The following is a 17,928-nucleotide window of genomic DNA, read 5'->3' as shown; positions in this document are numbered from 1 at the left end:
GCCTGCGGGCTGAGCCGGTCCGCTCCTGCGCGAGCGTGGGCGGTCACGCCACGCGGGTGCCCTGCGGCAGTCGGTCCTGCGGGATCCGGAGACGGCGGACCGCCAGGACCACCCCACCGACCGCGAGGAGCAAATTCGCGCCGAGGCCCCACGGCCAGGCCGGGCTCAGGGCGTCGAGCTCTGCGCGTCCGGAGCCCTGGGTGACGGGCTGCTGGTAGCACCAGTCCTGGGTCTCGGGCGGACCGAGCCGCGCCTGCCGGACTCCGTAGCGGATGAGCGACATGGGATCGCCCTCGCCGACGTACCCGCCGTGGGCGTCGGTCTCCGGGGCCCCGGGCATCGCGTCGGCGACGATGACGAACGGGTTTACCGCGAGCAGCCACCAGGTCCGCTCGGTGTGCGCGACGTAGACCTCCTCCTCGAACCACTCGCACGGGCCCGGCACGTACTCCCCGCCGGACTCGAGGGCTGCCTCCTCGGCGGCGCGCCAGTCCTCGCGGTACACCTGCTGGGTCTCCTCGCCGCTGACCAGAGGGAGGGTCAGGCCGAAGACCACGAGGGTCAGGATGGACAGGCTGGCCACGGCCACGTACGTCAGGACCGAGGACCCGGCGGTGCGGGTGGTCAGGGCCGAGAAGCCCAGGCCGATCGCGCAGACCACCGCGAGCATCACGGCGAGCAGGACCAGCGTGGTCACCACCGCCACGGCCGGGGTCCCGCCGGTGGCCAGGGCCCACAGCAGGAAGGGCGCGGAGACGGCGAGGAACGCCAGCGAGGCGAGCCACGAGGCCAGGAGCTTGCCGACGGCGATCTCGGCCGCGCTGAGCAGGGTGACCTGCAGGGTCGCGAGGGTGCCGGCCGCGCGGTCGCCGTTGATGGAGGTGGCCGACAGGGTCGGCGAGACGAGCAGCCCGAGGAAGAGGACGAAGAAGACGATGAAGCCGAACATCGTCCGACCGGCCCCGAATCCCGGCTCCGTGTCCGAGACGAGCCAGGTGAGCAGGGTGACGGCACCGACCACGAGGCCGAAGGCCACCAGCGAGATCACCCAGCGGGTCGAGCGGATGCGCTGACGCAGCTCGAGCCGCGCCACGGTCCGCACCCCGTGCCAGGTGAGGCCCCAGGTGCCGGGGACCATCGGGACGGGGTCGGGCCTGCTCGGCGCCCCGCCGAGCTCCTCGGTCCGGACGCTCATCGTCGCTCCTCCTCGAGGGCCAGGTAGGCGGACTCCAGGGCCCCCGAGGCCGGTGCGAGCGAGGTCACCGCGACCCCCGCACCGACCGCCGCGCGGAGCAGGTCGGCTGCTGCGGCCTCACCCTCGAGGTCCACGACGACCATCCCCGCGGTGGCGGGCGCCGCATCCGGCCCGTTCGCCTCCGTGGGGTCGACCGCGGGTGGGCCGAACCCGGCTGGCGCGGGCTCGGCGGCGACCTGGTCCGCGCCGTCCCCGTCCGCGCGCCACGGGATGCCGGCCTCGTCGAGCCAGGCTGTGAGGCCGGTCCGGGAGAGGGCCCGCAGCCTCCAGGGCCGGCGTGCCGCGGAGGCTGTCGCCAGGCTCTCGGCCGCGACGGTGCGACCTGCCGAGATGAACACGGCGTCGTCGGCCATCTCGTCGAGCTCGACCAGGACGTGGCTCGAGACGAGCACCGTCCTGCCCTGCGCGGCCAGGGTGCGCACCAGCACCCGCAGGTCGACCCGCGAGCGCGGGTCCAGCCCGGAGGCGGGCTCGTCGAGCAGCAGCACCTGCGGGTCGTGGACCAGGGCTCGGGCGAGGCCGAGCCGCTGCTTCTGCCCGCGGGAGAGCACGTGGGCCGGACGGTCCGCCAGGTCGGTCAGGTGCACCAGGTCGAGGAGCTCGGCGGCGCGCTCCCCAGCCTGTGCGGCCGGCAGGCGGTAGGCGGCGCCGACCGTGGTGAGCACCTCCCGGGCGGTGAGGGAGTCCCAGGTGCCGAAGGAGTCGGGCATCCAGCCGGTGACGGCCCGCGCACCGGTGCCGACCCCGGGCTCGTGGCCCGCGACGTCGATCGTGCCGGCGTCGGGGCGCAGCAGGCCGGCCAGCAGCAGCAGGAGGGTGGTCTTGCCTGAGCCGTTGGGGCCGACCAGGGCGGTCACCGCGCCGCTGCGGGCGACGAGGTCGATCCCGTCCACCGCTCGCACCGCGCCGAAGTGCCGCCGGACCCCCTGCACCGTGATCGACATGGTCCGAACCTAGAGCAGGCCCGCGTCCGCAGGGAGGAGATCGGCGACGCCGTCCCAGCGGCTGATCTCGCACCCGTCGGTGTACGCGAAGCGCGCGTCGATCTGCTCACCGCCCAGCGTGCCCTCGACCGTCGCGGTCTGCGGGCCGCCGTACTGCTGGGTGCAGGAGGCGTCCCGGGGGACCGGTGCGAACGCCTCGACCCCGACCTCCTCGAGGAGGGCGCACGCAGCCTCGGGGTCGGGGTGGTCGCCCCCGGCGGGGTCGCAGGTCAGGGTGTACGTGCTCGACGCGCCCTCACCCGTGGGGTCGACCGTGATCGTCAGGTCGGTGGTGCCCTCGGCGGCGGCAGTCTCCTCAGGTGCCGGGCCCGACGCGGCCCCGTCGTCCTCGGCGGGGGCGCCGGGCTGCCCCGGGCTCGCGCACCCGGTCACGGCGAGGGCGGCGAGCAGGACGGCGGTCGCGCCGGCCCGCGCCCCGAGGGCGGGTCGGGTGCGCCGTGGGCGTCGAGGGCTCTGCATGGTCTGCTCCTTCGTCCGCAGCGGTCAGGTGCGGGCCGGGTCGAGGGGCCGTGCGCCCGGGCGGTGACCCGTCTCGGGGAGCACCGGCACCGTCCAGGGCGTCGTGCTCACCGGTCCTCGTCCCGTCTGTGTCGCGTCCGCGAGAGGGCTTGCAGCCATCCGGATGCTGAAAGCCTCGGTGTCCGGAATCTGAGCGGCACTATGCTCCAGCGGTCCGGGCGCGGCCTGCCCGCGCCGAGTCGAGACCACACCGGGAGCGTTGCACCGTGGGTCTGATCGTTCAGAAGTACGGCGGTTCCTCCGTCGCCGATGCCCAGAGCATCAAGCGTGTCGCCAAGCGCATCGCCGAGGCGCGGCGCGCTGGGGACGACGTCGTCGTCGTCGTGTCCGCGATGGGGGACACCACCGACGAGCTCATCGACCTCGCCAACGACATCACGCCGCTGCCACCCTCGCGGGAGATGGACATCCTGCTGACGGCGGGCGAGCGCATCTCGATGTCGCTGCTCGCGATGGCCATCGCGAACCTCGGCGTCGACGCGCAGTCCTTCACGGGCCAGCAGGCCGGCGTCATCACCGACGACGTGCACGGCAGAGCCCGCATCCTCGACGTCAAGGCCACCCGCATCCGCGAGGTGCTCGACGCCGGCTCGGTCGCGATCGTGGCCGGGTTCCAGGGCGTCACCGAGCACACGAACGACGTCACCACCCTGGGACGCGGTGGCTCGGACACCACCGCCGTCGCCCTCGCCGCCGGCCTCGACGCCGACGTCTGCGAGATCTACACCGACGTCGACGGCGTGTTCACCGCCGACCCGCGGATCGTCCCCACGGCCCGCAAGCTCGACCGCATCACCTACGAGGAGATGCTCGACATGGCCGCGAGCGGCGCCAAGGTGCTCATGCTGCGCTGTGTCGAGTACGCCCGCCGTACGCAGGTGCCGATCCACGTGCGCTCGTCCTTCAGCGGGCACACCGGGACCCTGGTCACCGACGAGCCGCTCGACCGAGAAGGAGAAGGACAGATGGAGCAGCCGATCATCGCGGGCGTCGCGCACGACCGCAGCGAGGCCAAGATCACTCTCATCGGCGTCGCTGACGTCCCGGGCAGCGCCGCGCGGGTCTTCGAGGTCGTCGCGGCCGCGGGGGTCAACATCGACATGATCGTCCAGAACGTGTCGGCCGCCCAGACCGGCCTCACGGACATCTCCTTCACGCTGCCCGCCGAGGACGGCAAGAAGGCCACCGCCGCGCTGCGGGAGGCCCAGGAGACCCTCGGCCACGCCGAGCTCCAGTACGACGACGCGATCGGCAAGGTCTCGCTGGTCGGTGCCGGCATGAAGTCCCACCCCGGCATCTCGGCCAAGCTCTTCGGTGCGCTGCGGGACGCAGGGATCAACATCGAGATGATCTCCACCTCGGAGATCCGCGTCTCGGTCGTCACCCGGGCCGACCAGCTCGACGACGCCGTCCGCGCGATCCACTCGGCCTTCGGGCTGGACTCGGCCGACGGCGAGGCCGTGGTCTACGGAGGGTCGGGACGATGAGCGGGGCAGAGCACACGGAGAGCCAGGGACGCCCCGGCCTGCGGGTCGGCGTCGTCGGCGCGACGGGGCAGGTCGGTGCCGTGATGCGCCGCCTGCTCGCCGAGCGCGACTTCCCCGTCGCCGAGATGCGCTACTTCGCCTCGGCCCGCTCGGCCGGCAGCACCCTGCCCTGGGCGGGGGGCGAGGTCGTCGTCGAGGACGCCGAGACCGCTGACGTGAGCGACCTCGACATCGCGCTCTTCTCGGCCGGGGGCTCGACCTCCAAGGCCCTCGCCCCGCGGTTCGCCGCGGCGGGGGTCACCGTGATCGACAACTCCTCGGCCTGGCGCCGCGACCCCGAGGTGCCGCTCGTGGTCAGCGAGGTCAACCCCGAGGCCATCGACCAGGCCGTCAAGGGCATCATCGCGAACCCGAACTGCACGACCATGGCCGCGATGCCCGTCCTCAAGCCCCTGCACGACGCCGCGGGACTGCAGCGGCTCGTCGTCTCGACGTACCAGGCGGTCTCGGGGGGCGGGCTCAAGGGCGTCGCCGAGCTCGAGACCCAGATCAAGGCCCTCGAGGGAGCCGACGTCGCGGCGCTCACCCACGACGGCGGCGCGGTCGACTTCCCCGAGCCCGTGATCTACGACCACCCGATCGCCTTCAACGTCCTCGCGATGGCGGGGTCGGTCGTGGACGACGGGTCCTTCGAGACCGACGAGGAGCAGAAGCTCCGCCACGAGAGCCGCAAGATCCTCGGCGCCCCTGATCTCCTCGTCTCGGGCACCTGCGTGCGGGTGCCGGTCTTCACGGGGCACTCGCTGTCGATCAACGCCGAGTTCGCCACGCCGATCTCGGTCGAGCGGGCCTACGAGCTCCTCTCCGACGCGCCGGGGGTCGAGATCGTCGACGTGCCGACGCCGCTGCAGGCCGCGGGCAAGGACCCCAGCCTGGTCGGGCGGATCCGGCAGGACGAGGGGGCCCCGGAGGGGCGCGGGCTCGCGCTCTTCGTCAGCGGGGACAACCTGCGCAAGGGCGCTGCGCTCAACGCCGTCCAGATCGCCGAGCTCATCGCCACGAAGCGGCTCGCGAGCAGCTGACCCTCGACCCGCTGCACGTGCCCGTGGCCGTCTGAGCAGCAGCGTCACCCCGTACCGAGAGGCGCCGTCCCCCCGAGGGACGGCGCCTCTCGCCGTTCCCCCTCGTGACGCCTCCGCGCCCTGCCGTTCGCCGGTACCGGGGTCGATCGGGGTCAGATGGTGACCCTGATCGACCCCGATCTGTCCTGCGAGGGGCGGGGGGTTGTGCGAGCGGTGGTTCCGTGGTTCATTAGTGGAGTAATGAACCACGGAACCCGGCGGCGAGGGAGGATGTGACCGTGTTCGACGGACGCGACCCCATCTACCTGCAGATCGCCGACCGGATCCGCACCGAGATCCTCAACGGCAGCCTCCGAGAGGAGGAGCAGGTCATGTCCACCACCCAGTACGCCACGACGTACCGGATCAACCCCGCCACGGCCGCCAAGGCCTTCGCCCAGCTCGTCGACGAGGGCGTCCTCTACAAGCGCCGCGGTGTCGGCATGTTCGTGAGCCCCGAGGCCCGCGACCAGCTCATGGCCGGGCGGCGCGAGCGGTTCTTCACCGACGTCCTCGAGCCCCTCGTCGCCGAGGCGCGCGTGCTGGGGATCCCCCTCACCGAGGTGGCGGACCGGCTGCGCCAGCTCGACGCCGGCTCCGGCCCGACGGCGGCCCCCCAGGTCGCGCGGACGGCCGCTCCGGAGGGCGCCGCCCTCGAGGACGGAGGAGTGCGATGAGCTTCGGCGTCGAGGTCCAGGACCTCACGGTCGAGTACGGCCGGACGGTGGCCCTCGAGAGGGCCAGCCTCACGCTCGCCCCCGGCGCGATCCACGGTCTTCTGGGCCGCAACGGCTCGGGCAAGACCACCCTGCTCTCGGTGCTCGCGGCCTTCCGCCGCCCCTCGGCCGGCCGGGTGCTGGTCGACGGGGAGGACCCGTGGGAGAACCCTCGCGTCATGGCCGGGACCTGCCTGGTCCGAGAGAGCGGTGACGTCGAGGTCGACACCGGGATGAAGGACACCCTCGACTACCTCGAGAGGGCCCGCCCGCACTTCGACCGCGACCTCGCGGACCGTCTCATGGACACCTTCGAGCTGGACCCCCGGCGCAAGCCCACCAAGCTCTCGCGCGGCAAGCGCTCGGCCTTCGGAGCCGTCGTCGGGCTCGCCACCCGGGCCGAGCTGACGCTCTTCGACGAGGTCTACCTCGGCATGGACGCGCCGTCCCGGCACGCCTTCTACGACGCGCTGCTCGAGGACTACGTCGAGCACCCGCGCACCATCGTGCTCTCGAGCCACCTCATCGAGGAGATCGAGCGGTTGCTCGAGCACGTCGTGATCCTCGACCGGGGCGGGGTGCTCCTCGCCGAGGACGCCGACGTCCTCGGCGCCCGAGGGGCCCGCGTGACAGGTCCCGGACCCGCGGTCGACGCCTTCGTCGCAGGCCGTCGCGTCCTGCGACGCGAGCAGCTCGGGCCCACGGTCCAGGCCACCGTCGACGCCACCCTGGACGACGCTGCCCGGGCCGAGGCCCATGCCGCCGGGCTCGAGGTGGGCCCGGTGGACCTGCAGAGCCTGGTCGTCCACCTCACCGCGAAGGAGCCGGCACGATGAGCCTCCCGACGTCCACCGCCAGCCCCACCCCGACGCGGTCCACGCCCCGCCCCGCGACGCCGTCGCACCGCTCGGGCTACCGCACGGGACTGCGCTGGCTGCTCCAGACCCACGGCTTCATGTTCCTCTGGGCCCTGGGCATGCTCGTCGTCCTGGTCGCGGCCGCCACGATCATCGTCTCGAACGTCACGACCCCCGCCGGGTCGATCGTGCAGCACGCGCGGCAAGGGCTCACCTGGTTCCCGTTCTCGATCGCCATCGTCGGCATCACCACCTACACCAACATCCACATCGGCGCCGGGCTGACTCGACGCAGCCTCGGCTGGGCCGCCCTCACCGCTGCGGTGGTGATGGCGGTCGCGTACGCCGCGCTCTTCACCCTGGCGCTGCAGCTCGAGAGGGCCGTGTACGGATGGACCGGGTGGGCCCACGGGGTCGACGGCGCCGGGGGCCTGTTCACCAGCTCCGGTCAGGTCGGGCTGGTGGTGCTCGACGTGGGGCTGCTCTTCCTCGCGGGCCAGCTCAGCGGGGTGCTGGTCGGCATCGTCTACTACCGGGCCGGCGGGTGGTGGGGAACCCTCGCGCTGCCGTTGACGGCAGGGCCGATCCTGCTGGCCACCCCGGCTCTCTCGACGGCGGCGCTGGGTGACCTCGGCCTGGCACCCAGGGTGGTGCTCGTCCTGCTCGTGCTGGGCGCCATGAGCCTCGCCGCCCACCGCCTGATCCTCGGCGTCCAGGTGCGCAAGCTCGCGACCTGACGCCCCGCATCGCTCGTCGAGGGGCGGCGTGCCCACGACGAGCGCACCCGCACCCTGTCCGCCCGGCGGCCGCCGCCGGTGGACCCACGGAGCGGGCCGCCGCCAGCGACCCGCGAAGCGCCCGCGCGCCGTCCCTACCCGTCCCTGCCCTCTCCCGACCGAGGAGCCCGCCATGACCAGTTCTCCTGCCCCTGTCATCGCCCAGGTCGAGCACCTGGCCAAGTCCTACGGCGGGGTTCCCGCCGTGACCGACGTCTCCCTCGAGCTGCGCCGAGGTGAGATCCTCGGCGTCCTCGGCCCCAACGGTGCCGGCAAGACGACCACCGTCGAGTGCCTCACCGGCCTGCGGGTACGGGACGCCGGGCGGGTCGAGGTGCTCGGGCTGGACCCGGCCCGGGACGGCGCCGCGCTGCGGCAACGGGTCGGCTGCCAGCTCCAGGAGAGCGAGCTCCCGGCCAAGCTCCGCGCCGGGGAGGCCCTCGACCTGTACGGCTCCTTCTACGACGACCCGGCCGACGGGCGTGAGCTCGCCGCGCGGCTCGGCCTGGGCGGCCACCTCGACACCCCGTACGCAGGCCTGTCGGGCGGGCAGAAGCAGCGGCTGTCGATCGCCCTCGCCCTGGTGGGCAACCCTGAGGTCGCGGTGCTCGACGAGCTCACCACCGGGCTGGACCCGCAGGCGCGGCGGGACACCTGGGACCTCATCGAGCAGGTGCGCGACGACGGCGTCACGATCGTGCTGGTCACCCACTTCATGGACGAGGCCGAGCGGTTGTGCGACCGGGTGGTCCTGATCGACCAGGGCGAGGTCGTGGCGACCGACACCCCCGCCGGGCTCATCGCCTCGGTGCAGGGTGGTCAGGTGCTGCGCCTCCGGCTGGCCACGACGACCCCACGCCGCGCCCTGGACGAGGCCCTGCAGGCCGTGGACGAGCTCGCCGAGCTGCGCGTGACCCCGCCCCAGGCCGGCCCCGAGACCTCGCCCACGGTCGTCACCCCTGAGGACGAGGTCGTGCTGCGCGGGGGCCGGGAGATGGTGGGCCCGGCGCTGCTCGCCCTCGCCCGTGCCGGGCTCGAGCCGGTGGATGTCGCGGCTGAGCGGATGACCCTCGAGGACGCGTTCGTGACCCTCACCGGTCGCACCGCGTCCCCCAGCTACCAGGAGGCCTGAGATGACCGCGCTCCGTGCCCTGACCCTCGCCGAGGGACGGCTCTACCTGCGTGACGCCGGGACGGTGTTCTTCGCCCTGGCCTTCCCGACGGTGCTGCTCGTGCTCATGGCCTTCGCGCTGCCCGGGATGCGTGAGCCCATCGGCGACATCCCCGGGTTCGCTGGCCTGCGTCCCATCGACCTCTACGCCCCGGTCGCCGTGGCCATGGCCATCGCGACGACCTCCCTCACGACCTTCCCTGCGGTCTTCGGCACCTATCGCGAGAAGGGGGTGCTGCGCCGTCTGTCGACCACGCCGCTGCCTGCCTCACGGTTGCTGGTCGCTCAGGTGAGCATCAACATCGCCGCCCTGGTGGTCGCGGTGGCCGTGGCCCTCGTGGCGGCCTCGGTCGCCTTCGACGTCGCAGCCCCGAGCCAGCCCGGGGTGGTCCTGGTGGGCTTCCTGCTCGGCGCGGTCCACATGACCGCCCTGGGCTGCGTGCTCGCCGCCGTCGTCCCGACGGCCTCCTCGGCCAACGGGGTCGGCATGCTCCTGTACTTCCCGATGCTCTTCCTCGCGGGGGTGTGGACACCGGGGCCGCTGATGCCCGCCGGGCTCGCCGAGGTGGCGGCGTACCTGCCTCTGGGGGCTGCCGCCCAGGCGATGAGCGAGGGGTGGTTCGGCGACGGGCTGCCGGTCACCCAGATGCTGGCGATGATCGGCTGGACCGCGGTGCTCATCCCGGTCGCGGCGAGGATGTTCCGCTGGCGCTGAGACCCAGCGGTCAGTCCGGCCGCTGGGCCCGACCGGTCAGTCCCGGTGGAAGAACGTCTGGGGCCCGCGACCGGCCTCGTGCTCGGCGACGTAGGCGAGGGCGCGCTCGAGCCTGCCGACCGAGGTGTCCAGGAGGTCTGGCGGGACGGCGTCGGTCGGGAACCACCCGACCTCGAGGGACTCGTCGTCGGCGACGTGGGCCTCGCCCGAGACGGGACGGCACCAGAAGCACAGGTCGACGTACTGGGCGCGGTCGCCGTTGTCGTAGCCGATGGGCTCACCGCTCTCGACCGCGGTGAGGGCGATGACCTCGACCTCGACGCCGGTCTCCTCGAGCACCTCGCGGGCCAGCCCGACGGCCGGCTGCTCCCCTGGCTCGAGGATGCCGCTCGGCACGGCCCACCGGCCGTTGTCGGAGCGGCGGCCCAGGAGGACGCGCCCCGCGTCGTCGAGGACGACGGCTGACACCCCCGGCATCCACAGCAGGTCGTGGCCGATCGAGCGGCGCAGGTGGGTGATGAACTCTGGTACGGGCACGCACCGATGCTACGGAACGAGACGAGCCCCTGACCAGCGTGATCGCTGGTCAGGGGCTCGTGTGCCCATGGTCGGGGTGACAGGATTTGAACCTGCGCCCTCTTCGTCCCGAACGAAGCGCGCTACCAAGCTGCGCCACACCCCGGTGGAGCCTGACAAGGATAGCCCAGGCCTGGCGCCTCGGTGAAACCGGTCAGCGGGCCGTCAACGTCAGCAGCGTCGCCTCGGGCCGGCAGGCGAACCGCACGGGGGTGTACGGGGAGGTGCCGAGGCCCGCGGAGACGTGCAGCCAGGTGGAGTCCGCGCCCCCCGGGGCGTCGGGTCGGGCGCCCGGCCAGCCGTGCAGGCCCTTGACCCGGCCGGTGTCGAGGTCGCAGTTGGTGACGAGGGCGCCGTAGCCGGGGACGCACAGCTGGCCGCCGTGGGTGTGGCCTGCGAGGACGAGGTCGGAGCCCTCGGCGTGCATGGCGTCGAGCACCCGGCGGTACGGGGCATGGGTGACGCCGAGCCTGAGGTCCGCCTCGGGGGAGTCCTGCGGGGCGGGGAAGCGGTCGCGGTCCAGGTGCGGGTCGTCGACCCCCGCGAGGGCGATGGTCTGCCCGCCGACGGTCAGCGCGTCCCGACGGTTGGTGAGGTCCTTCCACCCGGCGTCGCGCAGGGTCGCAGCGAGCTCGGCGGCGGGCAGGGTGCGCTCGGGCGGGATGACAGGGAACCGACCGGGGGCGAGGTAGCGCGCCGGGTTCTTGGGGATCGGCGCGTAGTAGTCGTTCGAGCCCATGACGAAGGCCCCGGGGGTGCCGAGCAGCGGGTCGAGGGCGTGCAGCAGGGCAGGCAGCGCGTCGACGTGCGCCATGTTGTCCCCGGTGTCCACCACGAGGTCCGGCTCGAGGTCGGCGAGGGACCGGACCCAGGCGATCTTGTCGTCCTGGGACGGGGTCAGGTGCAGGTCGGACAGGTGCAGCACCCGCAGCGGAGCAGATCCAGGCGCGAGGACGGGGACCGTGACCTCGCGGAGCACGTAGGAGCGGGCCTCGACCAGGGACCAGGTCAACCCCGCGGCCCCGGCGAGGGCCGCGGCGCCGAGCAGGCGCAGAGGGGTGGAGGGCATCCTCAGCCGTCGTCCCCGTCGGACGGGCCGTTACCGGGCTGATCGCCACCGCCCTCGTCGCCCGGGGGCTCCGGGGCGGACCGCGGCTCGGGGCCGCGGGACGGCACGATCGTGACGACCGAGCCCCGGGTCGAGGTGCTCCCCGAGCCGGGGGTGGTGTAGGCCACCGTCCCCGCGGGTGCCGAGGAGTACACGGGACTGGTGCTCACGACCGCGTTGAACCCGCGGGCCACCAGCGTCTGGCGGGCCGCGTCGACCGACTGGCCCGAGACGCTCGGGATCGCGATCCGCTCGCCGTAGAGCAGGCGGTCGTTGATCGGGGTGAAGCCCTCGACAGGCAGCCCCGCGTGGGCCTGCTCCATGAACCGCTTCCACGTGGGACCGGCGATCGAGGAGCCGTACGTGTAGTCCCGGTAGGTTCCGCCGACGGTCATGAACTGCACCGGGCGCATCGCGTCGGGGAAGCCGACCCACACCGCGCCGGCCATCTGCGGGGTGTAGCCCACGAACCAGGTGTACTCGTTGCGCGAGGTGGTGCCGGTCTTGCCGGCCGAGGGCCGGTCGAGGGCCCCGATGGCTCGGCCGGTCCCGGTCCACACCTGGCTGAGCGCGTGGTTCATGCCGGCGGCGATCTCGGGGCTGAGCACCTCGCGGCAGTTGGCCTCGGGGACCGGCAACTCCTCGCCGTTGGTGTCGAGCACCTGGGTGATCGCGATGGGCTCGCAGTACGTGCCGCCCGAGGCGAAGGTCGCGAAGGCTGCGGCCATGGTGAGCGGGGCGACCGAGTCGCTGCCGATCACGTTGGCGGGGTACGGCGAGAAGGGCTCGCCGTCGGGCTTGTGCACGCCCATCGAGGAGGCGGTCTCCATGATGTTGCACAGGTCCAGCTGGGTGGCCATCTCGAAGTAGCCGCTGTTGACCGAGTTGCGTGTCGCGTCCTGGACGGTCATGAACGCGCCTCTGCCCTCGGCGTTGCCCGGGTTCCACTCGCGGTTGACCCCGGGAGCGCCGCAGGCCGTGAACATGTTCTCGTTGAGCGGCTTGAGCCGGCCGTCGATCACCTCGTTGAGGCTGTGGCCGTCCTTGAGCCACTGCACCAGCGTGAAGGGCTTGAACGTCGAGCCCGGGGCGAAGCCCTTGGAGGAGCCGTAGGCGCTGTCGGTGTTGTAGTTGACCGCGGTCTCGCCGGGGGCGGTCTCGAGGGAGCTGTTGTAGACCCTGTTCTGGGCCATCGCCAGGATGTGCCCGGTGCCCGGCTCGACCACCGAGATCGCCGAGGCGACCCCCGACGGGTCGTTGACCGGGATGCCGTTCTTGACCTCGGTGTCCGCGATGAGCTGCAGGTCGGGGTCCAGGGTCGTCGTGATGGTCAGCCCGCCGCGCAGCAGCCGGTTCACGCGGTCGGTCCGGGTCTCGCCGAAGGTCGCGTCGCTGGCGATCACCTTGGTGACGTAGTCGCAGAAGTACCCCGCGTGGGAGACCGAGTTGGCCTCGCCGCAGCCGAGCTTGACGTCACCGATGTTGAGGGTCTCGCCGATGGGGGTGCCTACTCCGGCGCGGAGCTGCTCGAGGTCGATGTACCCCTCCTGGCGCATCAGGCGGAGCACGGTGTTGCGCTTCTCCTCCGAGGCCTCGGGGTTGCGCTCGGGGTCCAGGGCCGACGGGGACTGCGTGACCCCCGCGATGGTCGCCGCCTGCAGGTAGGTCAGCTCGCTGGCGGGCACCGAGAAGAAGTGCTGGGCCGCGGCCTCGACCCCGTAGACCGAGAGCCCGAACTGCGCGATGTTCAGGTAGCGCTCGAGGATCTCGTCCTTGCTGATGCGCTTCTCGAGGGCGATCGCCAGCTTGGCCTCCTCGAGCTTGCGGGCGTAGCCGGCCGCGCCCTCCGTCTCGCGGGCCGCGGCGATCGCCGCCTGGACCTCAGCCGGGTCGTCGCTGACCTGGGCGGCCTGGATGAGGGCGTTCTTGACGTACTGCTGGGTCAGCGTCGAGGCGCCCTCGACGTCGTCGCTCATCGCGTTGTTCACCAGCGCGCGGGCCATGCCCGTGGGGTCGATGCCGCCGTGCTCGTAGAAGCGGCGGTCCTCGGTCGCGATGACCGCGTCCTTCATCGGCTGGGAGATCTCGTCGAGGCCCACGACGATGCGGTCCTCGTGGAAGAACTCGGCCAGGACGGTGCCGTCGGCGGCGACCACCGTGGACTTCTCCGACAGGGGCACCTCCTCGAGCTCCTCGGGCAGGTCGTCGAAGAGCCGCACCGAGTTCTCGGTGAGGGTGCTCGTGGTCGCGACCGCCGGCATCACGAGACCCGCGGCCAGCACGCCGCCGAGGACGGCCATGACCACGAACGCCCCGAGCAGCGCCACGGCCTGGAAGACGTTGACCTGACGGCCCTGACCAGACCGGGAGGACGCAGAAGACACCATGCCCTCCAGGGTACGTGAGCCCACCGTCATCACCCCGGCTCCCGGGCGCCTGAGGTGTGGAGGCTCTGTGAGCACCTCCGGGACCACCCCGGGGCCACCCCGGGGCCACCCCGGGCTAGCCCCGGGACGGCCCCGTGAGCCCGCGGACCCGAACGGCCCATACACCTGGGTGCCCGAGCCGTCTACGGTGGACCTGCGAGGGGGGAGAGGACCGATGGAGGACCAGCACTGGACGGCGCACGCGGCCTGCGTGGAGGCGTGCCCGGACGACCTCTTCGTCGAGGGCGCTGCGCAGCGCTCGGCCCGGGGGGTCTGCCAGGAGTGCCCCGTCCGCCTCGAGTGCCTCGTCGACGCCCTCGACCACAAGGTGCTCTTCGGGGTGTGGGGTGGCATGACCGAGCGCCAGCGCCGTGCCCTGCTGCGCAGCCGGCCCGACGTCGTCTCGTGGCGTGAGGAGCTCGCGGCCCAGCCGGACCTGCTCGCCCCGCTGCACGCCTACCGCCCGCGCTGAGCCGCGACGCCGTGAGGGCCCCGTCGTCCGGGCCCTCACGACGATAGGCTCGCGCCATGGCCACCACGTGGGAGTACGCAACCGTTCCGCTCATCGTCCACGCCACCAAGGCGATCCTCGACCAGTGGGGCTCGGACGGCTGGGAGCTCGTCCAGGTGATCCCTGGCCCGGACAACAACGGGCTCGTCGCCTACCTCAAGCGCCCCACGGGCGAGAGCTCCTGATGAGCGGGGTCAGCCAGCGCCTCACCGAGCTCGGCATCACCCTCCCGCCGGTCGCCGCGCCGGTCGCGGCGTACGTGCCGGCGGTGCGGGTGGGGAGCCAGGTGTGGACCTCGGGCCAGCTGCCCTTCGTCGACGGCACGCTCCCCGCGACCGGCAAGGTCGGCGAGGGGGAGGGGCTCGTCGCGCCGCAGGAGGCTGCGGGTCTCGCCCGCACCGCGACCCTCAACGCCCTCGCCGCGATCGCCGAGCTCGCGGGCAGCCTCGACCGGGTCCGCCGCGTGATCAAGGTGGTCGGCTTCGTCGCGAGCGACCCGGGGTTCACGGGTCAGCCGACGGTCATCAACGGCGCGAGCGAGCTGCTCGGCCAGGTCTTCGGCGAGGCCGGGGTGCACGCGCGCAGCGCGGTGGGCGTCGCGGTGCTGCCGCTGGACTCGCCGGTCGAGGTCGAGCTGGTCGTCGAGCTCGGCTGAGATGACGCTCGGCCGCGGCCTGCTCGCCCGCTGACCGCTCCTTCGCTGACCGCTCCTTCGCTGACCGCTCGGTCGGTGACCAGCAGGCTCAGCGCGCGCGGCGCTCCAGGCGGGGGATGTCGAGCAGCACGATCGCCCGCCCCTCGCGGCGCACCCACCCACGCCCGGCGAAGTCCGCGAGGGCCTTGTTGACCGTCTCGCGCGAGGCGCCGACCAGCTGGGCGAGCTCCTCCTGGGTGAGGTCGTGGGCGACCCGCAGACCGTCCTCGGCAGGCTCGCCGAAGCGGCGGGACAGGTCGAGCAGGGCCTTGGCCACCCGGCCGGGCACGTCGGAGAACACCAGGTCGGCGAGGGCCTCGTTGGTACGGCGGAGGCGCCGCGCGAGGGCCTCGAGCAGGTGCTTGGCGACCGCGGGGTGCTCCTCGAGCCACGCGATCAGCTCGGCGTGACCGAGCTCGTACAGGACGGCGTCGGCCACGGCGGTCGCGGTCGCGGTGCGCGGGCCGGGGTCGAAGAGGGAGAGCTCGCCGAACATCTCGGCCGGGCCGAGCACGGCGAGCAGGTTCTCGCGGCCGTCGTTGGACCGGCGCCCGAGCTTCATCTTGCCCGAGCCGATGACGTACAGCCTGTCCCCGGGCTCTCCCTCGTGGAAGATGGCCCGACCCCGCGGCAGGGGGATCTGCTTCATCGACGCCAGCAGCGCGTGCGCTGCCTCGCTGTCGATCGCCGCGAAGAGCGGTGCTGCGAGCACCACGTCGTCATCCACGCCGTTCCGTCCCTCCGTGATGCGCCTCACGCGCTGCGCCCCATCCTGCCTCATGGCGCAGGGGTCAGCGACCGCCGTGCTGCGCCTCACGCGTGGCCAGCTGCCGCAGCATCCTCTCGGTGGAGGCCTCGAGGGCCGTGTCGAGCTCTGCTCCGTAGCTGGCGAGCCGGCGGTCGAGGTGACGCAGGCGCGTCATGAGCTCGACGGGGTCCAGCGGCGTCACGCTCGTCACGGCCGCGCTGAGCTCCCGGGTCGAGGGCAGGTCGTGGCCGGCCTCGGGCAGCACGTCCCAGGTCATCGAGCCCAGCGGCTCGGGCGGCGCGAAGGCAGCCACCGCGAGGTCGAGGCGGGCGCGCAGCAGGCGTCTCCAGCGATCGAGCTGGGCCTTCTCGGCCCGCACCGAACGGCGCGCCGCGCGACGGTCGAGGGGGTCCGAGGACGGACCCGACACCGCACCGACCGGCATGATCGCCATGTCGCCTTCCTCGCTCCTGGGGCCCGCCCGTGCGGTTCCGCTCCAGGGAGTTGTCGGCGCCCCCGGGGGGTACTTGAGCCAGGTCGTCCCAGGTTCACCCCAATGGGCCTGCCTGCTCGTACGCTGCAGGCATGGCCCGTGCGCACCCTCCGGAGACCCCCCTCGCCCGGACCCGCCGCACCCGGCGCGTCGACCGGCTCCTCGGCGAGCGCTATCCCGACGCGCGGTGCGAGCTCGACTTCGAGACCCCCCTCGAGCTGCTCGTCGCGACGGTGCTCTCGGCCCAGACCACGGACGTCCGGGTCAACCTCGTCACGCCCGTCCTGTTCGCCAGGTACCCCGACGCCCGCGCCTACGCCGAGGCCGACCGGGCCGAGCTCGAGGAGCTCATCCGCCCGACCGGGTTCTTCCGTGCCAAGGCGGAGTCCCTCCGAGGGCTGGGCCGCGCCCTGGTCGAGAATCACGACGGCGAGGTCCCGGCGCGCATGGCCGACCTGGTGGCCCTGCCCGGGGTCGGGCGCAAGACGGCCAACGTCGTCCTCGGCAACGCCTTCGACGTGCCGGGCCTCCCGGTCGACACCCACGTGGGCCGCGTGGCCCGACGGCTGGGGCTGACCACGGAGGAGGACGCGGTCAAGGTCGAGGCCGAGCTGTGCGCCCAGCTCCCGCGGCGTGCGTGGACGATGTTCTCGCACCGGATGATCTTCCACGGGAGGCGTACCTGCCACTCCCGACGGCCGGCCTGCGGGGCCTGCCCGCTGGCCGTCCTGTGCCCTTCGGCGGGCATCGGCGAGCAGGACCCGGAGCAGGCCGCAGCCCTCGTCAAGGGCGGGCCCGTCCCAGGAGCCCACGAGGGCGGCGACCCGGTCAGGGCAGGTCGGCCAGCCAGTCCAGCAGCAGGGCCGTGACCTCCTCGGGGGCCTCCTCGGCCAGGTAGTGCCCGGCCCCGACGACCGTCTCGAAGCGGTAGGGCGCCCCGGGGCCGCCACGCGCGACCCGGACCGGGATGCAGCGGTCCACCGTGCCGTGCACCTGCAGCACCGGCACGGCCGGGGCCGCGCGCAGGGCTGCGAGGTAGCGCCGCCCGTCCATGCGGGGGGTCGAGCGCACCAGCCAGCGCAGGGTCTCCATGCTGCTGTGCGCCGCGAAGGGCACCTGGGCGGCCTCCCGGTAGACCCTGGCCTCCTCGGCCGAGAGCCAGCCGGGCGCTCCCCACTCGCCGAGCAGGCGCGTGGTGAGGTCGCGGTGGGTGAGCTGGCGCTCCGGGAACCAGGGCAGCTGGGCGAAGGCCAGGCGTCGGGCCGCCGAGGTGGTCAGCAGTGCGCGGGCCACGGTCCCGGAGTGCATCCGCAACGGGTGCGGTGCACTCAGGGCCGCGACGGCCCGGGTCACCCCGGGGTGCAGGGCCGGCATCGACCACGCGAGGGCCCCACCTGCTCCCTGACCGACGACGACGGCGTCCTGCGCACCCAGGGAACGGATCACCCCGGCGACGTCCCGGGCGAGGGTCGGCAGCCCGTAGCCCTGCGGCGGCTTGTCCGAGGCGCCCGTGCCGCGCAGGTCCATCGCGGCCACCCGGTAGCCCGCGCGGGCGAGGGCCGGGATCTGGTGGCGCCAGGCCCACCAGTGCTGGGGGAACCCGTGCAGCAGGATCACCCAGGGGGCGTCGTCGTCGGCCCCGGGGGTGGTGGCGCCGACCGCGACGTGGAACCGCGAGCCGTTCGCCGCGACGAGGCGGTGCTCCCACGGTCCATCCACCAGCACGGCGCTCGCATCGGTCACGGGCGGAC

20 protein-coding genes and 1 tRNA gene are annotated in these 17,928 nt (G+C 73.1%); 11 read left to right on the top strand and 10 right to left on the bottom strand.

Translation table 11 applies throughout. The features are described from left to right. Positions 1 to 43: 43 nt before the first annotated feature. Genes J4G33_RS16420 through J4G33_RS16410 form a run of 3 tightly spaced genes read right to left on the bottom strand, consistent with a single transcriptional unit; the run spans position 44 to position 2,718 of the window. Complete coding sequence (locus J4G33_RS16420) at positions 44 to 1,195, bottom strand: ABC transporter permease (protein ID WP_243759274.1); 1,152 nt, start codon at positions 1,193 to 1,195, stop codon at positions 44 to 46. Next, positions 1,192 to 2,199 carry an ABC transporter ATP-binding protein gene (locus J4G33_RS16415; protein WP_208057084.1) on the bottom strand — a complete coding sequence of 336 codons (1,008 nt, stop codon included), beginning with the start codon at positions 2,197 to 2,199 and terminating at the stop codon, positions 1,192 to 1,194. The genes J4G33_RS16420 and J4G33_RS16415 overlap by 4 nt, the downstream gene beginning before the upstream one ends. 9 nt (positions 2,200 to 2,208) lie before the next feature. Next, positions 2,209 to 2,718: an SSI family serine proteinase inhibitor gene (locus tag J4G33_RS16410; RefSeq protein WP_208057083.1), complete on the bottom strand. Its 510-nt coding sequence runs from the start codon at positions 2,716 to 2,718 to the stop codon at positions 2,209 to 2,211. Between the two features lie 266 nt (positions 2,719 to 2,984). Here J4G33_RS16410 and J4G33_RS16405 point away from each other — a divergent pair, with 266 nt between their 5' ends. The 7 genes from J4G33_RS16405 (at position 2,985) to J4G33_RS16375 (ending at position 9,621) form a co-directional block, all read left to right on the top strand. Further along, positions 2,985 to 4,265, top strand: coding sequence for an aspartate kinase (locus tag J4G33_RS16405; protein WP_208057082.1), 1,281 nt, complete (start codon positions 2,985 to 2,987; stop codon positions 4,263 to 4,265). Then, positions 4,262 to 5,347 (top strand): aspartate-semialdehyde dehydrogenase, encoded by a 1,086-nt coding sequence (locus J4G33_RS16400; RefSeq protein ID WP_208057081.1) that lies wholly within the window; start codon positions 4,262 to 4,264, stop codon positions 5,345 to 5,347. The genes J4G33_RS16405 and J4G33_RS16400 overlap by 4 nt, the downstream gene beginning before the upstream one ends. Positions 5,348 to 5,625: 278 nt before the next feature. Beyond that, complete coding sequence (locus J4G33_RS16395; RefSeq protein WP_208057080.1) at positions 5,626 to 6,063, top strand: GntR family transcriptional regulator; 438 nt, start codon at positions 5,626 to 5,628, stop codon at positions 6,061 to 6,063. Next, positions 6,060 to 6,938: an ATP-binding cassette domain-containing protein gene (locus J4G33_RS16390; RefSeq protein ID WP_208057079.1), complete on the top strand. Its 879-nt coding sequence runs from the start codon at positions 6,060 to 6,062 to the stop codon at positions 6,936 to 6,938. The genes J4G33_RS16395 and J4G33_RS16390 overlap by 4 nt, the downstream gene beginning before the upstream one ends. Beyond that, positions 6,935 to 7,696: a hypothetical protein gene (locus J4G33_RS16385; protein ID WP_208057078.1), complete on the top strand. Its 762-nt coding sequence runs from the start codon at positions 6,935 to 6,937 to the stop codon at positions 7,694 to 7,696. Before J4G33_RS16390 ends, J4G33_RS16385 begins: the two co-directional genes overlap by 4 nt. A gap of 172 nt (positions 7,697 to 7,868) precedes the next feature. Beyond that, positions 7,869 to 8,867: an ABC transporter ATP-binding protein gene (locus tag J4G33_RS16380; RefSeq protein WP_208057077.1), complete on the top strand. Its 999-nt coding sequence runs from the start codon at positions 7,869 to 7,871 to the stop codon at positions 8,865 to 8,867. 1 nt (position 8,868) lies between these two features. Next, positions 8,869 to 9,621 (top strand): ABC transporter permease, encoded by a 753-nt coding sequence (locus J4G33_RS16375; RefSeq protein ID WP_208057076.1) that lies wholly within the window; start codon positions 8,869 to 8,871, stop codon positions 9,619 to 9,621. A 36-nt stretch (positions 9,622 to 9,657) separates the two neighbouring features. On the opposite strand, the gene J4G33_RS16370 is transcribed toward J4G33_RS16375, so the two are convergent. The 4 genes from J4G33_RS16370 to J4G33_RS16355 all read right to left on the bottom strand — a co-directional run bounded on the left by J4G33_RS16370 (position 9,658) and on the right by J4G33_RS16355 (position 13,692). After that, complete coding sequence (locus tag J4G33_RS16370) at positions 9,658 to 10,158, bottom strand: NUDIX hydrolase (RefSeq protein ID WP_208057075.1); 501 nt, start codon at positions 10,156 to 10,158, stop codon at positions 9,658 to 9,660. Positions 10,159 to 10,226: 68 nt separating this feature from the next. After that, positions 10,227 to 10,303 (bottom strand) — tRNA-Pro (locus J4G33_RS16365). A gap of 48 nt (positions 10,304 to 10,351) precedes the next feature. Then, on the bottom strand, positions 10,352 to 11,266 hold the full coding sequence (locus J4G33_RS16360; protein ID WP_208057074.1) for a metallophosphoesterase: 915 nt from the start codon (positions 11,264 to 11,266) through the stop codon (positions 10,352 to 10,354). A 2-nt stretch (positions 11,267 to 11,268) separates the two neighbouring features. Further along, complete coding sequence (locus tag J4G33_RS16355) at positions 11,269 to 13,692, bottom strand: transglycosylase domain-containing protein (RefSeq protein WP_208057073.1); 2,424 nt, start codon at positions 13,690 to 13,692, stop codon at positions 11,269 to 11,271. A gap of 214 nt (positions 13,693 to 13,906) precedes the next feature. Between J4G33_RS16355 and J4G33_RS16350 the strand changes: the two genes are divergently transcribed. The 3 genes from J4G33_RS16350 to J4G33_RS16340 are packed head-to-tail and all read left to right on the top strand — an operon-like array spanning position 13,907 to position 14,897. After that, complete coding sequence (locus tag J4G33_RS16350; protein WP_208057072.1) at positions 13,907 to 14,203, top strand: WhiB family transcriptional regulator; 297 nt, start codon at positions 13,907 to 13,909, stop codon at positions 14,201 to 14,203. Between the two features lie 56 nt (positions 14,204 to 14,259). Further along, complete coding sequence (gene sp36, locus J4G33_RS16345) at positions 14,260 to 14,427, top strand: Sp36 family protein (RefSeq protein ID WP_208057071.1); 168 nt, start codon at positions 14,260 to 14,262, stop codon at positions 14,425 to 14,427. Further along, on the top strand, positions 14,427 to 14,897 hold the full coding sequence (locus J4G33_RS16340) for a RidA family protein (RefSeq protein WP_208057070.1): 471 nt from the start codon (positions 14,427 to 14,429) through the stop codon (positions 14,895 to 14,897). Before sp36 ends, J4G33_RS16340 begins: the two co-directional genes overlap by 1 nt. 88 nt (positions 14,898 to 14,985) lie before the next feature. On the opposite strand, the gene J4G33_RS16335 is transcribed toward J4G33_RS16340, so the two are convergent. After that, positions 14,986 to 15,663, bottom strand: coding sequence for a Crp/Fnr family transcriptional regulator (locus J4G33_RS16335; protein ID WP_307793974.1), 678 nt, complete (start codon positions 15,661 to 15,663; stop codon positions 14,986 to 14,988). A gap of 64 nt (positions 15,664 to 15,727) precedes the next feature. Next, positions 15,728 to 16,138 (bottom strand): hypothetical protein, encoded by a 411-nt coding sequence (locus tag J4G33_RS16330; RefSeq protein ID WP_208057068.1) that lies wholly within the window; start codon positions 16,136 to 16,138, stop codon positions 15,728 to 15,730. Positions 16,139 to 16,269: 131 nt separating this feature from the next. Here J4G33_RS16330 and nth point away from each other — a divergent pair, with 131 nt between their 5' ends. Next, the gene (nth, locus tag J4G33_RS16325) at positions 16,270 to 17,046 is read left to right on the top strand and encodes an endonuclease III (RefSeq protein WP_208057067.1); all 777 of its coding nucleotides are present in this window, start codon (positions 16,270 to 16,272) and stop codon (positions 17,044 to 17,046) included. Here the strand turns inward: nth and J4G33_RS16320 are convergent. After that, positions 17,006 to 17,920, bottom strand: a complete 915-nt coding sequence (locus tag J4G33_RS16320) for an alpha/beta fold hydrolase (protein ID WP_208057066.1) — start codon at positions 17,918 to 17,920, stop codon at positions 17,006 to 17,008. The two genes, nth and J4G33_RS16320, sit on opposite strands and share 41 nt — an antisense overlap. Positions 17,921 to 17,928 lie beyond the last annotated feature (8 nt).

This window comes from Actinotalea soli, from assembly GCF_017565425.1.
GTDB lineage: Bacteria > Actinomycetota > Actinomycetes > Actinomycetales > Cellulomonadaceae > Actinotalea > Actinotalea soli.
Note: the sequence above shows the minus strand (reverse complement) of the source record. Positions and strands in the feature narration are given on the sequence as shown.

Coding starts and splice junctions, on each gene's coding strand:
- J4G33_RS16420 (WP_243759274.1), bottom strand. CDS start 1,195: ATGAGCGTCCGGACCGAGGAGCTCGGCGGGGCGCCGAGCAGGCCCGAC.
- J4G33_RS16415 (WP_208057084.1), bottom strand. CDS start 2,199: ATGTCGATCACGGTGCAGGGGGTCCGGCGGCACTTCGGCGCGGTGCGA.
- J4G33_RS16410 (WP_208057083.1), bottom strand. CDS start 2,718: ATGCAGAGCCCTCGACGCCCACGGCGCACCCGACCCGCCCTCGGGGCG.
- J4G33_RS16400 (WP_208057081.1), top strand. CDS start 4,262: ATGAGCGGGGCAGAGCACACGGAGAGCCAGGGACGCCCCGGCCTGCGG.
- J4G33_RS16390 (WP_208057079.1), top strand. CDS start 6,060: ATGAGCTTCGGCGTCGAGGTCCAGGACCTCACGGTCGAGTACGGCCGG.
- J4G33_RS16385 (WP_208057078.1), top strand. CDS start 6,935: ATGAGCCTCCCGACGTCCACCGCCAGCCCCACCCCGACGCGGTCCACG.
- J4G33_RS16380 (WP_208057077.1), top strand. CDS start 7,869: ATGACCAGTTCTCCTGCCCCTGTCATCGCCCAGGTCGAGCACCTGGCC.
- J4G33_RS16375 (WP_208057076.1), top strand. CDS start 8,869: ATGACCGCGCTCCGTGCCCTGACCCTCGCCGAGGGACGGCTCTACCTG.
- J4G33_RS16360 (WP_208057074.1), bottom strand. CDS start 11,266: ATGCCCTCCACCCCTCTGCGCCTGCTCGGCGCCGCGGCCCTCGCCGGG.
- J4G33_RS16355 (WP_208057073.1), bottom strand. CDS start 13,692: ATGGTGTCTTCTGCGTCCTCCCGGTCTGGTCAGGGCCGTCAGGTCAAC.
- J4G33_RS16350 (WP_208057072.1), top strand. CDS start 13,907: ATGGAGGACCAGCACTGGACGGCGCACGCGGCCTGCGTGGAGGCGTGC.
- sp36 (WP_208057071.1), top strand. CDS start 14,260: ATGGCCACCACGTGGGAGTACGCAACCGTTCCGCTCATCGTCCACGCC.
- J4G33_RS16340 (WP_208057070.1), top strand. CDS start 14,427: ATGAGCGGGGTCAGCCAGCGCCTCACCGAGCTCGGCATCACCCTCCCG.
- J4G33_RS16330 (WP_208057068.1), bottom strand. CDS start 16,138: ATGGCGATCATGCCGGTCGGTGCGGTGTCGGGTCCGTCCTCGGACCCC.
- nth (WP_208057067.1), top strand. CDS start 16,270: ATGGCCCGTGCGCACCCTCCGGAGACCCCCCTCGCCCGGACCCGCCGC.